Below are 23042 nucleotides of genomic sequence, written 5' to 3'. Positions count from 1 at the left end.
ATTCCGTCATCATCCGGCACCGTCATCATCCGGCACCGTCCGGCCGGTTGAATCCCCCCAAGGCGAGAGGTCCCTCACCCCATGGCCGAAGTCAACCGGCGCAGATTCCTCCAACTCGCGGGCGCCACCACGGCGTTCAGCGCCCTGTCCGCGAGCATCGACCGGGCGGCCGCGCTCCCGGCGAACCACCGCTCGGGGTCGGTCGAGGACGTCGAGCACATCGTCGTCCTGATGCAGGAGAACCGTTCGTTCGACCACTACTTCGGCAGCCTGCGCGGTGTCCGCGGCTTCGGCGACCCGCACCCGGTGACGCTGGACGGCGGCAGGTCGGTGTGGCACCAGCGCAAGGCCGACGGTACGGAGGTGCTGCCGTTCCGCCCGGAGGCCGACGACCTCGGCATGCAGTTCCTCGAAGGGCTCCCGCACGGCTGGTCCGACGGACAGGACGCCTACCACAACGCCAAGTACGACCGCTGGCTGCCCGCCAAGGGCACCACGACCATGGCGTACCTGACCCGCGAGGACATCCCCTTCCACTACGCGCTCGCCGACACCTTCACCGTCTGCGACGCCTACCACTGCTCCTTCATCGGCTCCACCGACCCCAACCGCTACTACCTGTGGTCGGGTCACACGGGCAACGACGGCGCAGGCGGCGGCCCGGTCCTCGGCAACGACGAACGCGGCTACGACTGGACGACGTACCCCGAGCGTCTCGAGGCGGCCGGGATCTCCTGGAAGATCTACCAGGACACCGGCGACGGCCTCGACGCGGCCGGCGGCTGGGGCTGGATCGACGACCCCTACCGCGGCAACTACGGCGACAACTCCCTGCTGTACTTCAACAAGTACCGGAACGCGAAGCCCGGCGACCCCCTGTACGACAAGGCCCGCACCGGCACCGACGCCAAGAGCGGCGAGGGCTACTTCGACCGGCTGCGCGCCGACGTCAAGGCGGACCGGCTGCCGAAGATCTCCTGGATAGCCTCCCCCGAGGCGTTCTCCGAGCACTCCAACTGGCCCTCGAACTACGGCGCCTGGTACATCTCCCAGGTTCTGGACGCGCTCACCTCCAACCCGGCGGTGTGGGCGAAGACGGCCCTGTTCATCACGTACGACGAGAACGACGGCTTCTTCGACCACGTGGTACCGCCGCTGCCGCCGAAGTCCGCCGCGCAGGGCCGGTCCACCGTCGACGTCTCCCTGGACGTCTTCGAGGGCAGCGGCACCCACCGCGAGGGCTTCTACGGGCTGGGTCCGCGCGTGCCCATGCTGGTCGTCTCGCCGTGGAGCAAGGGCGGCTTCGTCTGCTCCGAGACCTTCGACCACACCTCGGTCATCCGCTTCATGGAGCGCCGTTTCGGCGTCCGCGAACCGAACATCTCACCGTGGCGCCGTGCCATCTGCGGCGATCTGACCTCCGCCTTCGACTTCTCCCGCAAGGACAGCCGCCCGGCCCGCCTGCCGGACACCGACGCCTACGAGCCGCCGGACCGCGAACGCCACCCGGACTACCGGCCGACGCCGCCCGCGGACCCCGGCATGCCCCGGCAGGAACGCGGGACGCGTCCCTCCCGCCCGCTCCGGTACGACCCCTACGTGGACGGTGCCGTGGACGCGGCGGCCGGGAAGTTCACGCTGGCCTTCGCCTCCGGGGCCCGGGCCGGCGCCGCCTTCCTCGTCACCTCGGGCAACCGCACCGACGGCCCCTGGACGTACACCACCGAGGCAGGCAAGCACATCGCGGACACCTGGAACTCGGCGTACTCCGGCGGTTCCTACGACCTGACCGTGCACGGCCCGGCCGGCTTCCTGCGGGTCTTCCGGGGCCCCAACCAGGCCGCCGGACCCGTCGGACCCGAGGTCACCGCACGGCACCACGGCGACGACCTCCGGCTCACCCTCACCCACACCGGAACCGGCACGGTCCGGCTCCGGATCGCGAACGCCCACGACGGCCGCTCCCGGACCCTCGCCGTCCGCCCCGGCGCCACCGTGCACCACACCGTCGACCTCGCGCGCAGCCGGCGCTGGTACGACGTGACGGTGACCTCCGAGGCCGACCCCGCCTTCCTGCGGCGCTTCGCCGGTCATGTGGAGAACGGCCGGCCGGGGATCAGCGACCCGGCGATCATCACGGACTGAGGCGGGGGCCGGGCCCGGGGCTAGAGCCGCGTAAGGTGCCCCGGCCCCGGCCCCGGCTGCCGGGGCACCAGCACCGCCCCGACCTGCTTCGGCCCCTCCGGCTCCGGTTCGGGCGCCGGCACCCCGGGCGCCGGACGGACCGGCACCGATCCGGCGCGCACCGCGCCGGCGGGCTCGGGCCGTCCCGGGGCCGGGGTCGCCCGGCTGAGCTGGAGCACCCCCCAGGCGGCCAGCGCCGCACCGGTCAGCGCGAGGAGCACGCCGCCCGCGCCGCCCCTGAGCCGTTCCCCGAGCAGGGACAGCCCGATCACGGCGGCGGCCACGGGATTGGCCAGGGTCACCACCGCGAGCGGGGCGCCGAGACCGCCCCGGTACGCCGTCTGGGACAGCAGCAGCCCGCCCGCCGCGAAGGCGGCCACCAGCACGGCCACGCCGATCACCTGGACGCTCAGCAGCGGGCCCGACCGGTCGGTGACGGCGACCGTCACGGTCTGGGTGAGCGCCGAGGCGACGCCGGACGCGATGCCGGACGCCGTCGCGTGCCGCAGTCCCGGCCGGGCGCCGGGCCACGACAGCATGCCGATCAGTGCCGCCGTCGCGCCGGACACCGTCAGCGCCTCCGGCACGCTCAGTACGTCGTCCGGTACGGGACCGGACGCGGTGAGCAGCAGCGCGCCGAGACCCAGCAGCGTCAGCCCGGTGCCCCGCCATTCGATCGCGCTCACCCGGCGCCCCGCCAGCCGCGCCCCCAGGGGCACCGCCGCGACCAGGGTGAGGGCGCCGAGCGGCTGGACCACGGTCAGGGGACCGTACTTGAGCGCCACGACGTGCAGCAGCGCGGCCGAGGCGTTGAGCGCGACCGCCCACCACCAGGCGCCGGAGGCCAGCATCCGCAGCGGACCGGCGCCGGAGGCGCGCGAGGCCAGCCGCTCCTGGGCGACGGCCGCGGCGGCGTAGGCGCAGGCGGAGACGAGGGACAGCAGTACGGCGACGAGGGCGGCGTTCACCGGGCCGCCCCGACCAGCTCGGGACGCTCCGCCGACGACCGGCGCCGGACCTCGGGCCGCCGGTGGGGCAGGGTGCACCGCGGCCGGTGCGGCAGCCGCAGCACCGCGAGCGCGAGGCCGAGCAGGGCCCCGGCCACGACGACGTCGAGCCAGTAGTGGTTCGCGGTGCCCACGATCACCAGCAGCGTCACCAGCGGGTGCAGCAGCCACAGCCACCGCCGGCGCGACCGCGTCGCGACGATCAGACCGATCGCCAGCATCAGGGCCCAGCCGAAGTGCAGGGAGGGCATCGCCGCGAACTGGTTCGACAACGAGTCGGTGCGCGGCGGGCCGTAGACCGAGGGGCCGAAGACCCGGGCCGTGTCCATCAGGCCGGTGGCCCCCAGCATGCGCGGCGGGGCGAGCGGAAAGAGGAGGTGCAGCGCCAGCGCGGCGCCGGTCACGGCGGCCAGGACACGGCGGGCCCAGACGTAGTGCGCGGGCCGTCGCAGGTAGAGCCAGACCAGGAAGGCCAGGGTGGCCGGGAAGTGGACGGCGGCGTAGTACGTGTTCGCCACGTGGATCAGCGTGTCGCCGTGCAGGAGCAGCGACTGCACCGTGCCCTCGTCGGGCAGCCGGAGCCCGCGCTCCCAGTCCCACACGTGGTGGGCGTTGCGGAAGGCCTCGGCGGTGTGTCCCGTCGCCAGTCGGCGGCCGAACTTGTACACGAGGAAGAGTCCGGCCACGAGCAGGAGCTCGCGGACGAGTGGTGGGCGCGCGGGCGCGTCCGGCCCCGCTTGTGCAGGCTCGCTGCGGGCATTCATCCCCCGGCCCCTTCGCTGACGGTGGTGCGTGTGGCTCATCGGGTACGGGGCGTGTGACGGTTCTCATCGATACGGCCTCGTTCCGATACGCCAGTGTACCGATACGGTGGTGTACCGGTACACTGGCGTATCGATAGACATACGACACACTGGGTGCGGGGCCGGGCACGGCTTCCGTGTGCGAGCGAGCGAGAAGGAGCAGGGCCGATGACGTCGCAGGACGCGGACCGACCGGAAACGGTCGGCACCTCGCGCCGCTCCAAGATCACGCCGGAGCGTGAGCAGGAGTTCTTCGACGCCGTGCTCGACCAGCTCCGCTCCTGCGGCTACGACGCCGTGACCATGGAGGGCATCGCCGCCAGCACCCGGTGCAGCAAGTCGACGCTCTACCGGCAGTGGAAGACCAAGCCCCAGTTCGTGGCCGCCGCGCTGCGCTCCAACAGCCGGGTGCGGTTCGCCGACATCGACACCGGGTCGCTCGCCGAGGACCTGCGCCGGGCGGCCGCCGCCGCGGGCGAGGGGGCGGGCAAGGACACCGGGCTGCTCCAGGCGCTCGGCCACGCCGTCATGGAGGACCCGGAACTCAAGTGCGCGCTGCGCGAGGCGCTCGTCGAGCCGGAGATCGCCGCGCTCCGGGCGATCCTCGCGCGCGGCGTGGCACGGGGAGAGGTCCCGGCCGGCCATCCGGCGCTGGAGTACGTGCCCGCACAGCTCTTCGGCATGCTGCGGATGCGTCCCGTCCTGGAGGGCGAGCAGGCCGACGCGGCGTACCTCGTCCGGTTCGTGGAGGCCGTCGTGCTGCCGGCGCTCGGCCTCCCCTGAAGACCCAGGTCGCCGTCCACGGGATGACTGGACGGTGGCCTGCCCGCGCCGCACCGTGGGGACGGGGGCGGCGCGCACCCCCGGCCGGGTGGGGCACCCTTTGAGCGGAAGGGCGCCCCACCCGGCCGACCGTTTTCCGGCCGGGTCGGCCGGACCGTTTTCCGGCCGTACCTCCCGAGGTACGGCCGGGCCGGTCAGACGTCCTGGCCGCTGCCGCCGCCGGCGGTGTCCACCTCGATGCCCTTGGTGATCTCGTCGATGACCGTCTGCTTCTGGTCGACGTCGACACCGAAGCGGACGACGACGATCTGCGAGGCATCGGCGGGCGAGGGGAACGCCAGCGACTCGACGAAGCCGTCGGAGCCCTTTGCGGTGACCACCTTCCAGCGGACCAGGTAGCCCTTCTGCCCGGCGACCGTGACCGCCTTGGAGGCCAGTTCGTCGTGCGAGGTGATCTTGCCGTAGGACTCCTGGCCGTAGGACTCCTCGGCGTTCGCCGCGATGTCGGCCTTCGCGACCTCCTCCGCGGTGTTGCCCTCGGTCTCCAGCAGCATCGCCGGGGCCGAGTAGGCACCGCCCTTCGTGCAGGACTTGGAGGTGTCGCCGGGACACTTGTAGGCGTCGTCCGACGTCACCTGCGCGCCGACCTGCAACTCCTGCCCCGACCAGCCGTCCGGGACGGGCAGGCTGATCCCGCTCAACGCGTCCGTCACCGAACCGCTGTCGATCGTGGGCGGCTCCGACGGGTCCGGGGAGTCCGGCGAGGGCCACGGGCTGTCCTCGCCGCCGCCGTTGTCCCCGTTGTCGCCGCCCGAGTCGCCGAAGGGATCGTTGCGGTCGCCGGGGCCCGGCCGGTCCTGCTGCGAGCCGGCCGCCCTGTTGCCGCCCGAGCCGTCGTCGGTGAGCGCGTACACGCCGACCCCGATGCCGGCCAGCACCGCCACGGCCGCCGCGACGGCTATGCCGGTACGCAGCCGCCGCCGTCGCGCCGACGGCGGCTGGACCGGAAAGCCCGGATACCCCGGGTGCACGGGATACGGCCCGGGCGCGGTGTTCTGCACCGGTGGCTGAACAACCGGCGGTTGCGCGGGCGGGGCCCATGCGGCGGCCGCTCCCGCCGGGCGCACCTGGCCGGTCCACGCCGTGCCGTCCCACCAGCGCTCGGTGGCGGGACCGTCATTCTTCTGTCCGGGGTCCGGGTACCACCCGGGAGGAGTCGCCTGCGTCATGTGCCCACCGTATGAGGCGTCGGTGAAAGCCGGATGAGAGGGCCGGTCGTACCCCCGGTTCCGGCCGGTACGGCACCCCGCGCCGCGAGAGGTTGACGGGCGCCCGACCGCACCGCCGCTGATGACGGGCCCGGGGCGTCGTTCACGCTTTACCGCATGTCACCCGTCACGGCAACTGGTCGGCGGAGGGCCCACCACTTGCGCGATCGGAGGGCTAGGCTCAGGCTCTGTACGTCATTCGGGCGACTCGGGGAGGTAGCGGGATGACGGAGGTACGGCGGGCGGGCACCGCCTCGGCCTCCCTCTGGGAGCGCGACGAGGAAGTCGCCACCATCACGCGTGCGGTCGACACCCTGTGCGCGGACCGCTCGTCCCCCGGCACCCTGCTGGAGGCCCGCGGCGAGGCCGGGGTCGGCAAGACGGCACTGCTCGCGGAGACCCGCCGCATCGCCGAGGCCCGGGGCTGCACCGTCTGGTCGGCACGCGGCGGCGAGACCCTCAGGTCCGTCCCCTTCAACGTGGTGCGCCAACTGCTCCAGCCCGCCCTGGTGTCCATGCTCCCCGAGGAGGCCCGCGAGTACCTCGGCGACTGGTACGACATCGCGGGCCCCGCCCTCGGCATAGCGGACCCCGGTGAGCGGCAGGCCGACCCGCAGGGCGTCTGCGACGGCCTCGTCGCCGCCGTACGCCGGCTCGCCCGCCGGGAGTGGCCGCTGGTGCTGATGATCGACGACGCCCACTGGGTCGACCAGGAGACCCTGCGCTGGCTCGCCGCCCTCGCCGAACGGCTCGACGAGACCTCCGTCCTGGTCGTGATCGCCCGACGCCCCGGCGACGTCAGCGGTGACAGCGCCCGTCACCTGGAGGCGGCCAGCGCCATGGGCCGGCCCCTCGCCCCGCTGAACGCCCTCACCCCCGACGCGACGGCCGGACTCACCCGCGCCACCCTGGGCGGCCACGCCGAGGCCGCGTTCTGCCGCGAGGTGTGGGCCGTCACCGGCGGCAACCCCTACGAGACCGTCGAACTCCTCGCCAAGGTCCAGGACAGCGAACTGCAACCCATCGAGGCGGAAGCCGCCGAACTGCGTGCCCTGAACCGCTCCGCCCGCGGCGGCGGCCTCGTCGCCCGACTGGAGCAACTCGGCGTCGACTCCACCCGGTTCGCCTGGGCCGCGGCCATCCTCGGCGGCGGCATCACCGTCGACATGGTGGCCAGACTCGCCACCCTCGACCGCGCCGACGCCGCCCGCTGCGCGGAACTGCTCCGGGGCGCCCGGATCCTGTCCGTGCCGGAGACCGCCGCCGGGCAACCGGGAGCGGACGAGCTGGAGTTCGTCCACCCGCTGATCGCCACCGCCGTCTACAACTCCATCCCCGACGCCCTGCGCACCGCGATGCACGGCATAGCGGCCCAGCTGGTCACCGACTCCGGACTCGGCGCCGCGGCCGCCTCCCGTCATCTGCTCCAGGTGTATCCCGACGACGACCAGGAAGTCGTGGCCCAACTGCGCGAGGCAGCTCGCGAACACCTCGCTGTCGGAGCCCCCGACGCGGCCCGCCGCTGCCTCGAACGCGCGCTGCAGGAACCGCCGTTGCCCGAGTCCCACGCGCGCGTACTGTTCGAACTGGGCTGCGCCACGCTCCTCACCGCGCCCGCCACCACCATCGGCCACCTGCGCACCGCGCTCGCCATGCCCGGGCTGGACGGCGAGCAGCGCGTCGACGCCGTCTTCCGGCTCTCCCAGGCCCTGCTCCACAACGACCAGCTGGAGGAGGCCGTCCGCACCGTCGAGGCGGAGGCCGCACGCAACCCCGACCCCTCCGCGCGGCTGCGGCTTCAAGCCGCCCAGTACATGTGGGAGGGCATCCACGCGGGCGAGACCTCCTCACCCCACCGCTCCGCCCGCCTGGCCGAACTCGCCGCCACCTGCACCGGCCGCGACAACGCCGAGCGCGCCCTGCTCATCCTGCGCGGCTTCGACGCCATGACCCACGGAGAGAGCGCCGAAGAGGTCGTCGAACTGTGCGACCGCGCCCTCGTCAACGGCCGCCTCGCCCCCGGACTCGGCTGGACCGACACCGAGTGGGGCCTGGAACTGCCCATGATGCTGGCCAGTTCCTACGCCTACGCCGACCGGCTGGACCGCGCCGAGGCACTGTTCACGGAGGCCCTGCGCGCCTACGAGAGCGCAGGCTGGAGCGGCGGCCACCTCGCCCTCGCGCACGCCTACGTCGACCTCGGCCACCGCAGGAGGGGCCGCCTCAGGGAGGCCGAGCAGTCCCTGCGCGAGTCACTGCGCATCGCCGAACGCGTGGGCCGCGGGCTGCCGCTGTACTGGTCGGCCACCTGCAACCTGGTCGACACCCTGCTCGCCCGCGGCCATGTCGAGGAGGCCCGGACCGTCGCCGAACAGTACGGCTTCGCACCGCCGTACCCGTCGACGATCGTGCTGCCCGACCCCCGCCCGGTGCGCGGGCGCCTGCTGCTCGCCACCGGCCGCACCAAGGAGGGCATCAACGAACTGGAGGCCGCCGAGAAGGTGGCGGCCGCGCGTGGCCGGCACAACCCGGTGGTGGTCCCCTGGGCGACCGAACTGGCCCGGGCGCTGGCCGGCGAGGACCCCGGCCGCGCCGCCCGGCTGGCCACCGACGCCCGCCGCCAGGCCGAGCGCTTCGGCACGGACACGGCCATAGGAGAGGCCCTGCGCTGCGCCGCCGCACTGGAGACCGGCCAGCGCGCGGTCCGGCTCGCCGCCCAGGCCGTCACCTACCTGGAGGCCTCGCCCTGCCAGTACGAGCACGCCGCCGCCCGTGTGGAGTACGGCATCGCGGCCCGCTCGTCGGCCGAGCTGAACCGGGGTCTGGCGCTGGCCGATTCGTGCGGCGCCGACGGACTCGTGGCCCGCGCCCGCGAGGCCCTGGCAGTGGGGCACGCGGGCTGAGGGCCCGTCAGGGCGGGCCGAGGCGTTTCACTCCGCCGCGCCGTCCGCTTCCTCGGCCAGTACCCGCTGGGCCGTCGCGAACGCCGAGTTCGCGGCCGGCACCCCGCAGTACACGGCCGTCTGGAGCAGTACCGCGCCGATCTCGTCGGCCGTCAGCCCGTTGCGCCGCGCCGCCCGCACATGCATGGCCAGCTCCTCGTAGTGGCCGTGCGCGACCAGCGCCGTCAGCGTGACCATGCTGCGCTCGCGGCGCGACAGCGTCTCGTCGGTCCAGATCTCGCCCCACGCGTAGCGCGAGATGAAGTCCTGGAAGCGGGCGGTGAACGGCGTCTGCCGTCCCTGCGCCCGGTCCACGTGGGCGTCGCCCAGCACCTCGCGCCGCACCGCCATGCCCCGCTCGGCGCCGCCGTCGAAGTGCGCCCGCAGCGCCGTCAGCACCGCCTCAGGACGCTCGGCCGGCGCCAGGTGCGAGGCGCCCGGGATCTCGGTCAGCGTCGCGCCCGGCACCGCGTCGGCCAGCTCCCGCAGATGCGCGGGCGGCGTGGCCGGGTCCTCGCGCCCCGCGATCAGCAGCGTCGGCACGGAGATCTCCCCGACCCGGTCCCGCAGGTCGAGGGCGGCCAGGGCGTCGCAACAGGCCGCGTACGCGCCCGGGTCGGCGTCCCGGTGGTCCCGGACCAGCCGCGGCACGGTGAACCCCCGGGTGAACCACCGCGCGTCCGCGCTCTCAGCGAGCCGTGCCAAGCCCTCCTCGCGTACCTGCGCGGCCCGCTCCTCCCACGGCTTCGCGCCGTCGAAGTGCGCCGACGAGCAGACGACCGCCAGCGACGACACCCGCTCCGGACGGTGCACGGCCAGGTGCAGGCCCACCGCGCCGCCCAGGGACACCCCGGCGTAGGCGAAGCGCTCCACCCCGAGGGAGTCGGCGAGCGCGAGCACCAGATCGGCCAGGTCCGCGACCGTGGCGCCGGGCCCGATCAGGTCGGCCGGCGAGCCTCCGTGCCCCGGCAGGTCCCAGCGGATCACCCGGTGCCCGATGGACAGTTCGGGCGCCACCGCGTCCCACAGCGCGTACGAGGTGCCCAGCGAGGGTCCGAGCAGCAGCGGGGGAGCGGAGGCGGGGCCTTCGGACAGGTGGTTGAGCATGGTCGTCAACGTCGCTCCAGAGCACGGTCGGTGAGGGCGGCAGCGGCGCCCGTACAGCGGGCGGGATCGGTCAGGGCACCGAGGTCGAGATCCCGCAACTCCCCGACCTCTGCGAGGAGTTCGCCCAGGTCCCGGTCCTCGGCATACGTACGCGCCGCCAGCTCGGTGAGCAGCTCCTTGGCGCGGGCCCGTCCGAGCACCGGCGCCAGTTCGGCCGAGAGCCGCTCCGACACGATCAGCCCGTGCGTGAGGCCGAGGTGCGCGCGCATCACGTCCGGGCGCACCCGCAGCCCCTCGGCCAGCTCGGCGGCGTCACGCGCGGCGCCGCCGGTCAGCCGCAGCAGGTCCCGCAGCGGCTCCCACTCGGCGTGCCAGGCCCCGGCCGGCCGCTCGTCCTCCGCGGCCAGCGAGCCGTACAGCGTGGCGGCGAGCTGCGGCGCGCGCCGGGCGGCCGCCGCGATCAGCGTGGACCGCACCGGGTTGGCCTTGTGCGGCATCGCCGACGAGCCGCCGCCGCTGCCCTCGGCGACCTCGCCGATCTCGGTGCGGGACAGCGTCAGCACGTCCACGGCGATCTTCCCGAGCGCCCCGGCGGTGAAGGCGAGGGCGCCGGCCAGGTCGGCGACCGGAGCACGCAGGGTGTGCCACGGCAACGCGGGTGCCCGCAGCCCGAGTTCACGGGCGTACGCCGTCGGCAGCGCGGTCGGATCAGTCGCACCGTACGCCTCGAAGGCGGCCAGGGTGCCCGCCGCGCCGCCGAGTTGGGCGGGCAGCGCGTCACGCACCGCCGTGATCCGGTCCCGCGCGTCCAGCACCAGCGAGCGCCATCCGGCCGCCTTCAGCCCGAAGGCCGTCGGCACGGCGTGCTGCGTGAGGGTCCGGCCCGGCATCGGCGTGTCCCGGTGCTCGGCGGCCAGCCGGGCGAGCGCCCGTTCCGTACGGGCGAGGTCGGGCAGCAGCAGGTCCAGGGTGCGGGCGGCGACCAGCATCGTCGCCGTGTCCAGGATGTCCTGGCTGGTCGCGCCCCGGTGCACGTACGGCCCGTACGGCTCGCCGACCGCCTGGGTCAGGTCGGCCACCAGGGGGATGACCGGGTTGCCGCCGCCCCGGGCGCGCTCGGCCAGGGAACGTACGTCGAAGGCGGCCGGGTCGGCGGCGGCCGCGCTCACCGCTTCCGCCGCCTCGGCCGGGGCGAGCCCCAGCGCGGCCTGGGCACGGGTCAGCGCCGCCTCGGCGTCGAGCAGGGCCCGCAGATACGCGCGGTCCCCGGTCGCGGCGGCGGCCGGCGAGCCCGCCCACCCGGGGGCGAGCAGGCTCGGGTCGGCGTCGGTATCGGTGGGACGTTCGGCGGGTTCGGCAGGTGATGTCACTGGAACTCCAGGAAGACCGTCTCGCCCTCGCCCTGAAGGCGGATGTCGAAACGGTACGTCCCGCGGCCCTCGTCCGCCGCGATCAGCGTGTCGCGGCGCCCGGCCGGCACCCGGGACAGCAGCGGGTCGGCGGCGAGCACCGCCTCGTCGCCCGGCAGGTAGATCCGGGTGAACAGGTGCACGAGCAGCCCGCGCGCGAACACGCACACGCTGACGTACGGCGCACTGTGCCCCCGAGCCCCCGGCCGCAGCGTCCGCGCGTACCAGTGGCCGTTCGCGTCGGTCTGTATGCGCCCGAACCCGGTGAACTCCACGCCGTTGCGGCCCAGGAAGCCGCCGGAGGCCGGGTCGCGCCGCATCGAGCCGTCGGCGGTCGGCACGTTGCCCTCACTGTCCGGCCCCCACAGCTCCAGCAGGGCGTCCGGCAGCGGGTTGCCCTCGCCGTCGTACACGTACCCGTGCACGGTGACCGTGTCCGGGTGCCCGGCGGGCGCGATGTCCTCGCCGCCGCGGAAGGGCAGCGCGTACCCGTAGAAGGGGCCGACCGTGTGCGACGGCGTGGGCAGCACCTGCTCCGGGATGCTGGTGTCGATCTTCGTCATGGCGGGTCAGCGTCCTTCTTCGATCCAGGTGGCGTTCGGGCCGTCGAGCACGATGTCCCAGTGGTAGCCGAGCGAGAACTCCGGCACCGACAGGCTGTGGTCGTACGTCGCGATCAGCCGCTGCCGCGCGGCGTCGTCCGTCACCGACTGCAGGATCGGGTCGTACGGGAACAGCGGGTCGTTCGGGAAGTACATCTGCGTGACCAGGCGCTGCGTGAACGCCGAGCCGAACACGGAGAAGTGGATGTGCGCCGGGCGCCAGGCGTTCACGTGGTTGCGCCACGGGTAGGGGCCGGGCTGCACGGTGGTGAAGCGGTAGAAGCCGTCGTCGTCGGAGAGGGTGCGGCCCACGCCGGTGAAGTTCGGGTCCAGCGGCGCGTCGTGCTGCTCGCGCTGGTGCGCGTAGCGCCCGGCCGAGTTGGCCTGCCAGATCTCCACGAGCTGCCCGCGAACGGGCTTGCCGTCGCGGTCGAGGAGGCGACCGGAGACGGTGATGCGCTCGCCGACCGGCTCCCCGGTGTGCTGCCGGGTCAGGTCGTTGTCGATCTCGGTGATGTCCCGCTCCCCGAAGGCGGGGGAGGCCAGCTCCACCAGCTCCGGGTCCTTGGTGACGTCGATGGCGATCGGCGGCTGCTTCGGGTGGCGCAGCACCGAGGAGCGGTACGGGGCGTAGTCGCGGCGCGGGTGGTGCTCGACGGGCCCGCCGTCGGCGACCCGCTTCTCGTAGGCGGCGTGCTCGGCCGCGATCTCCGCGTCGATGTCGTGCTGGGTGAGAGTCATGGGAGTTCCCGTGGGTGACTAGCGGTCGAGGACCAGGGCGAGACCCTGGCCGACACCGATGCAGAGGGTGGCGATGCCGGTACCGCTCCCCTTGCGGGCGAGCTGGTGGGCGACGGTGCCGGCGAGGCGGGCGCCCGAGGCGCCGAGGGGGTGACCGAGGGCGATGGCACCGCCCTGCGGGTTGAGGACCGCGGGGTCGAACTCGGGCCACTCGGCGACGCAGCCCAGCACCTGGGCGGCGAAGGCCTCGTTGAGTTCGAGCACGTCCAGGTCGGCGAAGCTCCGGCCGGCCCTGGTGAGCGCGCGGTTCACGGCCTCGACGGGGGCGAGGCCGAAGTACTGCGGGTCGGTCGCCGAGACGCCGGTGGCCGAGACCCGGGCGAGCGGCTCGCGTCCGGTGGCCCGCAGGCCCTCCTCGTCGACCAGGAGCAGCGCCGCGGCACCGTCGTTCAGCGGAGAGGCGTTCCCGGCGGTCACGGTCCCGTCGCTCTTGCGGAAGGACGGCCGGAGCTTCGCCATCGCCTCCAGGGACGCGTCCGGGCGCACGCACTCGTCGGTGGCGAAGTCGACCGGGTCGCCCTTGCGCCGGGGCACCGGGACGGCGGCCAGTTCGGCGTCGAACAGGCCGTCGGCCTGGGCGCGGGCGGCCTTCCGGTGGGAGGCGAGGGCGAACTCGTCCTGCTGTTCGCGGTCGATCTTGTGCTTGTCGGCGATGAGTTCCGCCGACTCGCCGAGCGGGATCGTCCACTGCGGGTCCATCGCCGGGTTGACCATGCGCCAGCCCAGGGTGGTCGAGTACATCTCGGTGTGCCCGGCGGGGAAGGGCCGGTCCGACTTGGGCAGCACGTACGGTGCCCGGGTCATCGACTCCACGCCGCCCGCCAGCGCGACCGAGGCGTCGCCGACGGCGATGGCGCGGGCGGCCTGGATCACCGCCTCCAGGCCGGAGGCGCACAGCCGGTTCACCGTGACGCCGGGGACGGTGGTGGGCAGGCCGGCCAGGAGGGCGGCCATGCGGGCGACGTTGCGGTTCTCCTCGCCGGCGCCGTTCGCGTTGCCGAAGTACACGTCGTCGATCCGGGACGGGGCCAGGCCGGGTGTACGGCCGAGGAGTTCACGGATCGCGTGCGCGGCCAGGTCGTCCGGGCGCACGCCCGCCAGGCCGCCGTTGTACTTGCCGAACGGGGTGCGCACCGCGTCGACGATGTAGACGTCCCTCACTTCAGTCCCTCCGCTACGACGAGCTTGGCGTCGGTCCTGGCGACGACGTCGTCGGCGCTCACGCCCGGGGCGGTCTCCACCAGGACCAGGCCGTCCCCGGTGACGTCGAGGACGCCGAGGTCGGTGATGACGCGGTTGACGCACGCCTTGCCGGTGAGCGGCAGCGCGCACTCCTCGAGGATCTTGGGGGAGCCGTCCTTGGCGGTGTGCGTCATGACCACGATGACGGTGCGGGCGCCGTGGACGAGGTCCATCGCGCCGCCGATTCCGGTGATCATCTTCCCCGGGATCGCCCAGTTCGCGAGGTCGCCGGTGGCGGAGACCTGCATCGCGCCGAGCACCGCCACGTCGATGTGCCCGCCCCGGATCATGCCGAAGGACAGGGCCGAGTCGAAGAAGGCGGCGCCCGGCCGGACCGTGACCGTCTCCTTGCCCGCGTTGATCAGGTCGGGGTCCACCTCGGCCTCGGTGGGGTACCGGCCGGTGCCCAGGATGCCGTTCTCCGACTCCAGGGTGACCTCGACGCCCTCGGGGAGGTAGTTCGGGATCAGGGTGGGCAGGCCGATGCCGAGGTTGACGTACTGGCCGTCCCGCAGCTCCAGCGCGGCCCGCGCGGCCATCTGTTCACGCGTCCAGGCCATCAGGAACTCACCGTCCGCTTCTCGATCTTCTTGTCGGCGGCCTGCTCGGCCGTCAGGGCCACCACACGCTGGACGAAGATGCCGGGCAGGTGGACCGCGTCCGGGTCGATCTCGCCCGGCTCGACCAGTTCCTCGACCTCGGCGATCGTCACCCGCCCGGCCATCGCGGCCAGCGGGTTGAAGTTGCGGGACGACTTCGCGAAGACCAGGTTGCCGTGCCGGTCGCCCTTCGCGGCGCGGACCAGCGCGAAGTCGGTGCGGATGCCGCGCTCCAGCACGTACTCCGTGCCGTCGAACTCGCGGACCTCCTTCGGCGGTGAGGCCAGCGCCACGCCGCCGGAGCCGTCGTACCGCCACGGCAGCCCGCCGTCGGCGACCTGGGTGCCGACCCCGGCGGGGGTGTAGAAGGCGGGGATCCCCGCGCCGCCGGCCCGCAGCCGCTCGGCCAGGGTGCCCTGGGGGATCATCTCCACCTCCAGCTCCCCGCCGAGGTACTGGCGTGCGAACTCCTTGTTCGCGCCGATGTAGGACCCGGTCACCCGGGCGATGCGCCCGGCGGCCAGCAGGACGGCCAGCCCGGAGTCCATCGCTCCGCAGTTGTTGGAGACCACCGACAGCCCGCCGGTCCCGCGCTCGTACAGCGCCTGGATCAGCACGTTCGGCACACCGCTCAGCCCGAAACCGCCCACCGCGAGCGACGCGCCGTCGGGCACGTCGGCCACCGCCGCACCGGCCGTGGCCACCACCTTGTCCATCCGAGAAGCCCCATCTCTTCCGCGCGCCCCGGAGTGCGAACCGGTCGCCGGACGGTTTCAGCCGGACGGATTCACAGGGTAGTCAGGGCACTGAGTATTTCAGCGAGGTTTCCCACACGCTGCCATCGGACGGCCGGGGCGTCAAGACCCGCAAAATGCGAGGTAGATCGTATGCGGCGTTCCCGGATGTCCGCTGTCCGTGCCATGTATCGTCAGTGCACCGATGAAACTGACCACAGGAGTGCGCGCATGGCAGCGGTCGATCTGACCACCCACCCCGGCCACCTGGCCAGGCGGCTGCAGCAGGCGCACTACCTGCTGTGGAACACGATGGTCTCCGAGGAGACCACTTCGCCGCAGTACGCCGTCCTGAACGCGCTGGTCGACGAGCCGGGCCTGGACCAGCGCACGGTGGGGGAGCGGGTGGGCCTGGACCGGTCCACCATCGCGGAGGTGGTCAGCCGGCTCGGCCGCCGCGCGCTGCTCGACAAGGTCCGCGACCCCCAGGACGGCCGCCGGTCCCTGCTCCGGCTCACCGACGAGGGCCTGCGCGTCCACCGCAGGCTGGGCGTGCGCATCGCCCGTATGAACCAGGTGTTCCTCGCCCCGCTCGCCCCCGACGAGCAGGCGGTCTTCATCGACCTCATGCGCCGGGTCGCGGACGCCGCGGAGGGGCTGCGCAACCCGGCCGAGCCGACGACGGCAACGGGCTGACCGGCAACGGGCTGACCGGTACCGTCGTCGGCCCGGTACCGGTCAGCCCGGGTGCGGACTGCTCAGGAGGCGCCCGCGAAGACCACCCACACCTGGCCCCGGGCGAAGTTCAGCGGGTCGCCGTCCTCGGTGGTGAAGGTCGTGCCGTCCTCGGCCGCCCCGCGCTTCCAGGTCGCGTCGTAGGCGCGTCCGTCGCGCAGTACCTCCGCCCGACCGGAGCCCACCGACTCGACGTAGGGCGAGTTGCTGCCGCGGAAGTCGCGGAAGTCCGACTCGCGCACCTTCACGTGCTGCACGACCACCGTGGCCGGGGCCAGCCGCCCGCCGTCGGCCGTGCCGGCCGGGCTGCCGTCCATGGAGACCAGCCACCGGTCCCGGCTGTCGGACCAGGTGAAGGTGAAGCTCGCCGAGGGATAGCGCACCGTGTGCGAGGACTCCGCCCGGCCGCCCGTGGGGGCCTTGCCGTAGGTGAACCCGGTCGTGAGGGCCGTGGCACCCGACGGTTCCTGGAGCAGCTCGCCCGGTCGCAGGTAGAGGTTGTGCGGGGCCTGCCGGTCCTCGGCGCGGACGTAGGTGTCGGAGTCCTCGCCCGGCGGCTCCGCGCGCAGGGGGGCCTTGTCGATGAGCGGCAGCAGCTTGCTCTGCGCGCCGGAGAACGCCAGCACCGGCCGGTCGAACTGGCCGAGCAGCTCCAGGTCGGACTCGCGGGCGCTGCGCACCGGCCCCACCGACTCGGGCAGCTCGGTGGCGTAGATCGCCATCAGCCGGCTCAGCCCGGCCTCCACCGGCTCGGCGTAGACGACGTCCGCGTCCTCCAGGCCCGTCTGGGGGCGGGCCGCGCGCACGTTGTCGACCTTCACGGCGAGCACCGGTCCGGACGCGGGGGCCGCGCTGTGCGACCGCTCCGGTTCCTGTGCCCGTCCGTCGTCCTTCGTACCGGGCCCCGCCGTGCAGCCCGCCGCCAGTGATACCGCCACCGCCGCCGTCAGCAGCGCGGCACACCGCCCCCTGCGCGTCCCTCTTCGCATTCCGGCCATCCGTCCACCCATCCCGTGTCATTGATTGTGCGCTTCTTGAAGCATTTAGTGCCATAGCTGACTGAATCCGATACGGCACACGGAACGGGGCAGATAATCCGCTGTTCGGCCTAAACGACCGCCGGGTTCGGCCGCGGGGGCCCCGGGGTACCCGGCCGCCACGCGGAAATCGACGCGCACGGCGACGGAGGGAGCGCGGGGCGATGAAGGCAGTGACATGGCAGGGCAAGCGGGACGTGCGGGTCGAGGACGTGCCCGACCCGAGGATCGAGAAGCCGACCGACGCGGTCATCCGCGTCACCTCCTCCGGGCTGTGCGGCTCCGACCTGCACCTTTACGAGGTGCTGACGCCGTTCATGACACCGGGCGACATCCTCGGCCACGAGCCGATGGGCATCGTCGAGGAGGTGGGCCCGGAGGTGACCAACCTGAAGCCCGGCGACCGGGTCGTGGTGCCGTTCCAGATCGCGTGCGGACACTGCTACATGTGCGACACCGGGCTGCCGACCCAGTGCGAGACCACCCAGGTCACCGGCGAGAGCATGGGCGCCCCGCTGTTCGGCTACACCCGCCTGTACGGCGCGATCCCCGGCGGCCAGGCCGAGTACCTGCGCGTGCCGCAGGCCCAGTACGGGCCGATCAAGGTGCCCGAGGGCCCGGCCGACGACCGGTTCGTCTACCTCTCCGACGTGCTGCCCACCGCCTGGCAGGCGGTCGAGTACGCCGCCGTACCGCAGGGCGGCAGCCTTGCCGTGCTGGGCCTCGGCCCGATCGGCGACATGGCCTGCCGGATCGCCCGGCTCAAGGGGGTCGACAAGGTGTTCGGCGTCGACCTCGTGCCGGAGCGGCTGGAGCGGGCCCGCGCACGGGGCGTGGAGACGTTCGACCTGCGGTCCTTCGACAACGAGAAGGAACTCGTCGCCGCGATCCAGGACCGGACGGACGGCCGCGGCCCCGACGCCGTGATCGACGCGGTCGGCACCGAGGCGCACGGCGGCGCCGTGGCCAAGCTGGTCCAGCAGACCGCCGCGGTGATGCCCCGGGCCATCGGCGGGCCGCTGGCGGAACGGTTCAGCGTCGACCGGCTCGCCGCCCTCTACACCGCGATCGACCTGGTGCGCCGTGGCGGCACCATCTCGCTGTCCGGTGTGTACGGCGGCATGGCCGACCCGATGCCGATGCTGACCATGTTCGACAAGCAGATCCAGCTGAGCATGGGCCAGGCCAACGTACGCCGCTGGAGCGACGAGATCGTCCCGTACCTGACCGACGACGACCCGCTCGGCGTGGACGGCTTCGCCACCCACCGGGTGCCGCTGGCGGATGCGCCGCACGCGTACGAGATGTTCCAGAAGAAGCAGGACGGCGCGGTCAAGGTGCTGATGAAGCCGTAGGGTCTGACGAAGCCGTAGGGCCTGAGCACGCCGTAGGGCCCACCGCGTCAGGGCCCGCCGAGGATCTCCGCCAGGTCGTACCGGACCGGCTCCTCCAGCTGCGCGTAGGTGCAGCTCTCGGGGGTCCGGTCCGGGCGCCAGCGGCGGAAGCGGGCCGTGTGCCGGAAGCGCGCCCCGTTCTCCATGTGGTCGTACGCCACCTCGACGACCCGCTCAGGACGCAGCGGCACCCAGGACAGGTCCTTCTTGCCGGACCACCTGCTCGGGGCGCCGGGCAGCCGCGCCGACTCGTGCGCCGCCTCCTCGGCCCACGCCGCCCACGGATGGTCCCGGGCGTCGTCCATGCGCAGCGGCTCCAGTTCCTCCACCAGCTCGGCCCGGCGCTTCATGGTGAAGGCCGCGCTCACCCCCACGTGCTGGAGGACGCCCCGGTCGTCGTACAGCCCGAGCAGCAGCGAGCCGACCACTGGCCCGCTCCTGTGGAGGCGGTACCCGGCGACGACCACGTCCGCCGTCCGCTCGTGCTTGATCTTGTACATGGCCCGCTCGTCCTGCCGGTAGCGCAGACCGAGCGGCTTGGCGACCACCCCGTCCAGACCGGCCCCCTCGTACTGCTCGAACCACTGCCGGGCCACCTCGATGTCGTCCGTCGCCGGCGCCACGTGCACCGGCGGCGTCACCCCGGACAGCGCCCGCACCAGCAGCGCCCGCCGGTCGGCCAGCCCCACGTCGAGCAGGGACTCGTCGTCCAGGGCCAGCAGGTCGAAGGCCACCAGCGAGGCCGGCGTACGCTCCGCCAGCATCCGCACCCGGGAGTCGGCCGGATGGATCCGCTCGGTGAGCGCGTCGAAGTCCAGATGCCCGTCCCGCGCGATCACGATCTCCCCGTCCACCACACACCGCTCGGGCAACCGCTCCCGCAACGCCGCCACCAGCTCCGGGAAATACCTGGTCAACGGCTTGCCCGTACGACTGCCCAGCTCCACCTCGGCCCCGTCGCGAAACACGATCGCGCGAAACCCGTCCCACTTCGCCTCGTAGTGCATCCCCGGCGGGATCTTCGCCACGGACTTGGCGAGCATCGGCTTCATGGGCGGCATGACGGGGAGATCCATGGTCCGATTCTGTACGCCCCCGCTCCGGAATGCCTGATATGCGAAGCTCCCGTGCTGCGCCTACCGTGGCTCGCATGGCGGAAGCGGTGGAACTGGAGGTGGGTGGGCGGAGCGTGCGGCTGTCCAGCCCGGGGAAGGTGTTCTTCCCGGAGTACGGCTACACCAAGCTCGACGTGGCCCGGTACTACCAGGCCGTCGCTCCCGGCATCCTGCGTGCCCTGCGCAACCGGCCCACCACGCTCCAGCGCTACCCGGACGGGGTGACCGGCGAGTGGTTCTACCAGAAGCGCGCGCCCAAGGGGATGCCCGACTGGATCCCGACCGCGCACATCACCTTCCCCAGCGGACGCAGCGCCGACGAGATGTGCCCCACCGAGGAGGCCGCCGTGCTGTGGGCCGCCCAGTACGGCACCCTCACCTTCCACCCCTGGCCGGTGCGCCGCGACGACGTCGACCACCCCGACGAGCTGCGCATCGACCTCGACCCGCAGCCCGGCACCGACTACGACGACGCCGCCCGCGCCGCCCACGAACTGCGCGCGGTGCTGGAGGAGTTCGGCGGACTGCGCGGCTGGCCCAAGACGTCCGGCGGGCGTGGCATCCACGTCTTCGTGCCGATCGAGCCGCGCTGGACCTTCACCCAGGTGCGGCGCGCCGCCATCGCCGTCGGCCGCGAGATGGAACGGCGGATGCCCGAGCGGGTCACCATCAAGTGGTGGAAGGAGGAGCGCGGCGAGCGCATCTTCATCGACTACAACCAGACCGCCCGCGACCGCACCATCGCCTCCGCCTACTCCGTGCGCCCCCGCCCGAACGCCCCGGTCTCCGCCCCGCTGACCTGGGACGAGGTGGGCGTCGCGCACCCGCAGGACTTCGACATCACGACGATGCCCGCGCGCTTCGCCGAACTCGGCGACGTGCACGCGGGCATGGACGAACGGTCGTACTCCCTCGACGCCCTGCTGGAACTGGCGACGAAGGACGAGCACGACCACGGGCTCGGTGATCTGCCGTACCCGCCCGAGTATCCGAAGATGCCGGGCGAGCCGAGCCGGGTACAGCCCAGCCGGGCCAGGAAGCAGGCTCCCGGCCCGGACTGAACCACGACTACCGGATGTCTACAGCTCCTTGATCCGGATGTCCCGGTACGAGATCACGTCCGAGGTGCTGTGCACCTGGAGCCCGACGTAGCCGGAGGCGAACCGCCGCCCGTCCGTGCCCGGGTCGTCCGAGCGCTCGGGGTAGAAGGTCTGGCCGCCGAAGTTGTCGAACTCGTTGATCAGCACACCGTTGCGGAAGACCGAGTAGTGCTGGTCCTCCACCCGGATCTCGTAGTCGTTCCAGGTGCCCTTCTCCGTCACACCCGCGCCGGCCAGGCCGACCCGGTCGAAGCCGTACACGGAGCCGGACTTGTACATGTCGCCGGTCGGGCTGTCGAACGCCTGGATCTCGTGCCCGTACTTGATGGCGACCCACTCCGGACGCGACTCCTCCGGGTGGTCGTGCACCTGCGGGAAGCGCACGAAGACGCCGCCGTTGGTGTTCGCGGTGCCCGGAGCGTCGTCACGCCACTGGAGCTTCAGCGAGAAGTTCCCGTACTTGCGCTCAGGGAACCACAGCATCCCGAGGCCGTCCTTCGAGGTGCCCGAGGTGATCGACCCGTCCGGGTTCAGCCCGAACGAACCGCCGCCCACCTGCTCCCACTTGGCGAAGGACTCCTGGCTGCCGTCCAGGATCGTGCGGTAGCCCTCGGTCTGGCCGGGCTTGCCGATCCCGGACTGCCTGGCGGCCTTGTTGATCGCCTGGAACTCCCGCTTGTCGATGACGCCCTCGGCCCGCAGCGCGTTCCCGACCTCACGGACGTGCTTGAGGAACAGGGCCTGGGACGTCCACTCCTTCTCGTCCTCGATCATCTCGTTGATCCGGCACCGGTTGTTGGTGACCCGGTTCGGCACCCCCGTGTCCACCGTGCCGACGAACACCGTCCGGCGCTCGTCGTACTCCGGGCAGGGCGGCGCCGGCACCCCGCCGGCCACCACCGAGAAGCTCACGGTCAGCGGCTCGGAGGTGTTGCCCGCCTTGTCGCTCGCCCGGTACGCCACGGTGTGCCGGCCCACGCGGTCGACGACCACCGGGTCGGTGTACGCCAGGTAGGGCCCGGCGTCCAGCGAGTACTCCACACCGGCGACGCCGGAACCGCCCTCGTCCGCGGCGTTCACGGTCACCTTCGCGCTGCCGACGTAGGCGCCGTCGGAGTTCTTGGTGCCGTCCACGGTCGCGCCGGTCACCGGCGGGGTGGTGTCCTGCGGGGGAGCGGCGACCACGGTGAAGCCGACGCTCTTCTCCGCCGCGACGTTGCCCGCCTTGTCGGTGGCCCGGTAGCGCACGGTGTGCTCGCCGACCTCGTGCACCATGACCGGCGCCGTGTACGCCGTCCAGGCGCCGTCGCCGACCGCGTACTCGATGGTGTTGACGCCGGAACCGGTGTCGGAGGCGGTGACGGTCACCGTCGCCATGTCGATGTACGCCCCGTCCGGGTTCTTCTCACCGCTGACCGTCGCCGAGGTCTCCGGCGCGGTCGTGTCGTCGGTGTCCGGCGCGGCCACGGCGAACGTGACGCTCTTCTCCTCCGCGGCGTTGCCCGCCTTGTCGAACGCCCGGTAGCGCACCGTGTGTTGGCCCACCTGGTCGACGACGACCGGCGTGGTGTACGGCTGCCAGGCACCGTCGGCACCGATCGCGTACTCGATCCGCTCGACGCCGGAGCCGCCCTCGTCCGTGGCGGCGAGCGTCACGGTCGCGGAACCGACGTAGGCGCCGTCGGCGTTCTGCGTGCCGCCCACCTCGGCCGAGGTCGCGGGAGCCGTGGTGTCCTCGCCACCGCCGCCCTCGGTCACCACGAGCACGCCCTTCATCTCCCCGTGGCCGGGGATCGTGCAGTGGTACATGTACCGGCCGGGGGTGAGGGTGACCTCGGCGGTGTGCTTGCCGCCCTGGTCGTCGTTCGGGTTGGCCAGGATGTTGAGCTGGACGTCCTGGTTGTACTCGGGATCGCTGGTCATGAACGTCAGCGTGTGCGGCATGCCGGTGGTGTTGCCGGTGGCCTCACTGTTCTCGAAGACGATCGTGGCCGGACCGGCCACCGCCGTCTCGGGCGCCGACGCGTACTCGGTGATGTCGTCGCCCGCCGTCCAGGTCAGCACCTGGTCGGCGGCGGCCGCGGTGGGCGCCGCCGCGGGCTGTCCGGAGGCGGACGTCGCCTGCAGACCGAGCACCATCAGCAGACCGGACAACAGCGCGGCCCACATTCTTCGTTGGC

General features: G+C 72.8%; 19 protein-coding genes. 6 read left to right on the top strand and 13 right to left on the bottom strand.

Annotated features, from left to right (window positions below; translation table 11 throughout):
* Window positions 1–81 precede the first annotated feature (81 nt).
* Window positions 82–2145, top strand: a complete 2064-nt coding sequence (locus ABS735_RS22650; RefSeq protein WP_373900754.1) for a phosphocholine-specific phospholipase C — start codon at window positions 82–84, stop codon at window positions 2143–2145.
* Between the two features lie 20 nt (window positions 2146–2165).
* Here ABS735_RS22650 and ABS735_RS22645 read toward each other — a convergent pair whose 3' ends face one another.
* Entirely contained in the window at window positions 2166–3152 is a 987-nt protein-coding gene (locus ABS735_RS22645) for a DMT family protein (protein WP_373900755.1), read from the bottom strand.
* Window positions 3149–3955 (bottom strand): phosphatase PAP2 family protein, encoded by an 807-nt coding sequence (locus tag ABS735_RS22640; RefSeq protein WP_373900756.1) that lies wholly within the window; start codon window positions 3953–3955, stop codon window positions 3149–3151. Before ABS735_RS22640 ends, ABS735_RS22645 begins: the two co-directional genes overlap by 4 nt.
* A 207-nt stretch (window positions 3956–4162) precedes the next feature.
* Here ABS735_RS22640 and ABS735_RS22635 point away from each other — a divergent pair, with 207 nt between their 5' ends.
* Window positions 4163–4777 carry a TetR/AcrR family transcriptional regulator gene (locus ABS735_RS22635; RefSeq protein WP_164381636.1) on the top strand — a complete coding sequence of 205 codons (615 nt, stop codon included), beginning with the start codon at window positions 4163–4165 and terminating at the stop codon, window positions 4775–4777.
* Between the two features lie 194 nt (window positions 4778–4971).
* Here ABS735_RS22635 and ABS735_RS22630 read toward each other — a convergent pair whose 3' ends face one another.
* Window positions 4972–6006 carry a DUF2510 domain-containing protein gene (locus ABS735_RS22630; protein ID WP_373900757.1) on the bottom strand — a complete coding sequence of 345 codons (1035 nt, stop codon included), beginning with the start codon at window positions 6004–6006 and terminating at the stop codon, window positions 4972–4974.
* 263 nt (window positions 6007–6269) lie between these two features.
* Between ABS735_RS22630 and ABS735_RS22625 the strand changes: the two genes are divergently transcribed.
* The gene (locus tag ABS735_RS22625; protein ID WP_373900758.1) at window positions 6270–8948 is read left to right on the top strand and encodes an ATP-binding protein; all 2679 of its coding nucleotides are present in this window, start codon (window positions 6270–6272) and stop codon (window positions 8946–8948) included.
* A gap of 27 nt (window positions 8949–8975) precedes the next feature.
* Here ABS735_RS22625 and pcaDC read toward each other — a convergent pair whose 3' ends face one another.
* The 7 genes from pcaDC to ABS735_RS22590 are packed head-to-tail and all read right to left on the bottom strand — an operon-like array spanning window position 8976 to window position 15463.
* Window positions 8976–10094 carry a bifunctional 3-oxoadipate enol-lactonase/4-carboxymuconolactone decarboxylase PcaDC gene (gene pcaDC, locus ABS735_RS22620; RefSeq protein ID WP_373900759.1) on the bottom strand — a complete coding sequence of 373 codons (1119 nt, stop codon included), beginning with the start codon at window positions 10092–10094 and terminating at the stop codon, window positions 8976–8978.
* A gap of 5 nt (window positions 10095–10099) precedes the next feature.
* A complete protein-coding gene (gene pcaB / locus ABS735_RS22615) occupies window positions 10100–11464 on the bottom strand; it encodes a 3-carboxy-cis,cis-muconate cycloisomerase (RefSeq protein ID WP_373900761.1) in 1365 nt (454 codons plus the stop codon).
* Window positions 11461–12066, bottom strand: coding sequence for a protocatechuate 3,4-dioxygenase subunit alpha (gene pcaG, locus ABS735_RS22610; RefSeq protein WP_373900762.1), 606 nt, complete (start codon window positions 12064–12066; stop codon window positions 11461–11463). Before pcaG ends, pcaB begins: the two co-directional genes overlap by 4 nt.
* A gap of 6 nt (window positions 12067–12072) precedes the next feature.
* Window positions 12073–12846, bottom strand: a complete 774-nt coding sequence (pcaH, locus tag ABS735_RS22605; RefSeq protein WP_373900763.1) for a protocatechuate 3,4-dioxygenase subunit beta — start codon at window positions 12844–12846, stop codon at window positions 12073–12075.
* 18 nt (window positions 12847–12864) lie between these two features.
* Window positions 12865–14067: a thiolase family protein gene (locus ABS735_RS22600; protein WP_373900764.1), complete on the bottom strand. Its 1203-nt coding sequence runs from the start codon at window positions 14065–14067 to the stop codon at window positions 12865–12867.
* A complete protein-coding gene (locus tag ABS735_RS22595; RefSeq protein WP_373900765.1) occupies window positions 14064–14708 on the bottom strand; it encodes a CoA transferase subunit B in 645 nt (214 codons plus the stop codon). The genes ABS735_RS22600 and ABS735_RS22595 overlap by 4 nt, the downstream gene beginning before the upstream one ends.
* Window positions 14708–15463 carry a CoA transferase subunit A gene (locus ABS735_RS22590; protein ID WP_373900766.1) on the bottom strand — a complete coding sequence of 252 codons (756 nt, stop codon included), beginning with the start codon at window positions 15461–15463 and terminating at the stop codon, window positions 14708–14710. Before ABS735_RS22590 ends, ABS735_RS22595 begins: the two co-directional genes overlap by 1 nt.
* Window positions 15464–15712: 249 nt before the next feature.
* On the opposite strand from ABS735_RS22590, the gene ABS735_RS22585 reads away from it, so the two are divergent.
* A complete protein-coding gene (locus tag ABS735_RS22585; protein ID WP_373900767.1) occupies window positions 15713–16177 on the top strand; it encodes a MarR family winged helix-turn-helix transcriptional regulator in 465 nt (154 codons plus the stop codon).
* 62 nt (window positions 16178–16239) lie between these two features.
* Here ABS735_RS22585 and ABS735_RS22580 read toward each other — a convergent pair whose 3' ends face one another.
* Window positions 16240–17205, bottom strand: a complete 966-nt coding sequence (locus tag ABS735_RS22580; protein WP_373900768.1) for a DUF3048 domain-containing protein — start codon at window positions 17203–17205, stop codon at window positions 16240–16242.
* 212 nt (window positions 17206–17417) lie between these two features.
* Between ABS735_RS22580 and ABS735_RS22575 the strand changes: the two genes are divergently transcribed.
* Window positions 17418–18608 (top strand): zinc-dependent alcohol dehydrogenase, encoded by a 1191-nt coding sequence (locus ABS735_RS22575; protein ID WP_373900769.1) that lies wholly within the window; start codon window positions 17418–17420, stop codon window positions 18606–18608.
* A gap of 47 nt (window positions 18609–18655) precedes the next feature.
* On the opposite strand, the gene ABS735_RS22570 is transcribed toward ABS735_RS22575, so the two are convergent.
* Window positions 18656–19723 (bottom strand): ATP-dependent DNA ligase, encoded by a 1068-nt coding sequence (locus ABS735_RS22570; protein ID WP_373900771.1) that lies wholly within the window; start codon window positions 19721–19723, stop codon window positions 18656–18658.
* A 74-nt stretch (window positions 19724–19797) separates the two neighbouring features.
* Between ABS735_RS22570 and ligD the strand changes: the two genes are divergently transcribed.
* Window positions 19798–20823 carry a non-homologous end-joining DNA ligase gene (ligD, locus tag ABS735_RS22565; protein WP_373900773.1) on the top strand — a complete coding sequence of 342 codons (1026 nt, stop codon included), beginning with the start codon at window positions 19798–19800 and terminating at the stop codon, window positions 20821–20823.
* Window positions 20824–20841: 18 nt separating this feature from the next.
* Here the strand turns inward: ligD and ABS735_RS22560 are convergent, their stop codons facing one another.
* A complete protein-coding gene (locus ABS735_RS22560) occupies window positions 20842–23031 on the bottom strand; it encodes an OmpL47-type beta-barrel domain-containing protein (RefSeq protein WP_373900774.1) in 2190 nt (729 codons plus the stop codon).
* Between the last annotated feature and the right edge of the window lie 11 nt (window positions 23032–23042).

The organism is Streptomyces sp. MMCC 100 (assembly GCF_041538145.2).
Lineage (GTDB): Bacteria > Actinomycetota > Actinomycetes > Streptomycetales > Streptomycetaceae > Streptomyces.
This window is presented reverse-complemented; position numbering and strand designations above follow the sequence as displayed.

Coding starts and splice junctions, on each gene's coding strand:
- ABS735_RS22650 (WP_373900754.1), top strand. CDS start 82: ATGGCCGAAGTCAACCGGCGCAGATTCCTCCAACTCGCGGGCGCCACC.
- ABS735_RS22640 (WP_373900756.1), bottom strand. CDS start 3,955: ATGAATGCCCGCAGCGAGCCTGCACAAGCGGGGCCGGACGCGCCCGCG.
- ABS735_RS22635 (WP_164381636.1), top strand. CDS start 4,163: ATGACGTCGCAGGACGCGGACCGACCGGAAACGGTCGGCACCTCGCGC.
- ABS735_RS22630 (WP_373900757.1), bottom strand. CDS start 6,006: ATGACGCAGGCGACTCCTCCCGGGTGGTACCCGGACCCCGGACAGAAG.
- ABS735_RS22625 (WP_373900758.1), top strand. CDS start 6,270: ATGACGGAGGTACGGCGGGCGGGCACCGCCTCGGCCTCCCTCTGGGAG.
- pcaDC (WP_373900759.1), bottom strand. CDS start 10,094: ATGCTCAACCACCTGTCCGAAGGCCCCGCCTCCGCTCCCCCGCTGCTG.
- pcaG (WP_373900762.1), bottom strand. CDS start 12,066: ATGACGAAGATCGACACCAGCATCCCGGAGCAGGTGCTGCCCACGCCG.
- pcaH (WP_373900763.1), bottom strand. CDS start 12,846: ATGACTCTCACCCAGCACGACATCGACGCGGAGATCGCGGCCGAGCAC.
- ABS735_RS22595 (WP_373900765.1), bottom strand. CDS start 14,708: ATGGCCTGGACGCGTGAACAGATGGCCGCGCGGGCCGCGCTGGAGCTG.
- ABS735_RS22590 (WP_373900766.1), bottom strand. CDS start 15,463: ATGGACAAGGTGGTGGCCACGGCCGGTGCGGCGGTGGCCGACGTGCCC.
- ABS735_RS22585 (WP_373900767.1), top strand. CDS start 15,713: ATGGCAGCGGTCGATCTGACCACCCACCCCGGCCACCTGGCCAGGCGG.
- ABS735_RS22580 (WP_373900768.1), bottom strand. CDS start 17,205: ATGCGAAGAGGGACGCGCAGGGGGCGGTGTGCCGCGCTGCTGACGGCG.
- ABS735_RS22575 (WP_373900769.1), top strand. CDS start 17,418: ATGAAGGCAGTGACATGGCAGGGCAAGCGGGACGTGCGGGTCGAGGAC.
- ABS735_RS22570 (WP_373900771.1), bottom strand. CDS start 19,723: ATGGATCTCCCCGTCATGCCGCCCATGAAGCCGATGCTCGCCAAGTCC.
- ligD (WP_373900773.1), top strand. CDS start 19,798: ATGGCGGAAGCGGTGGAACTGGAGGTGGGTGGGCGGAGCGTGCGGCTG.
- ABS735_RS22560 (WP_373900774.1), bottom strand. CDS start 23,031: ATGTGGGCCGCGCTGTTGTCCGGTCTGCTGATGGTGCTCGGTCTGCAG.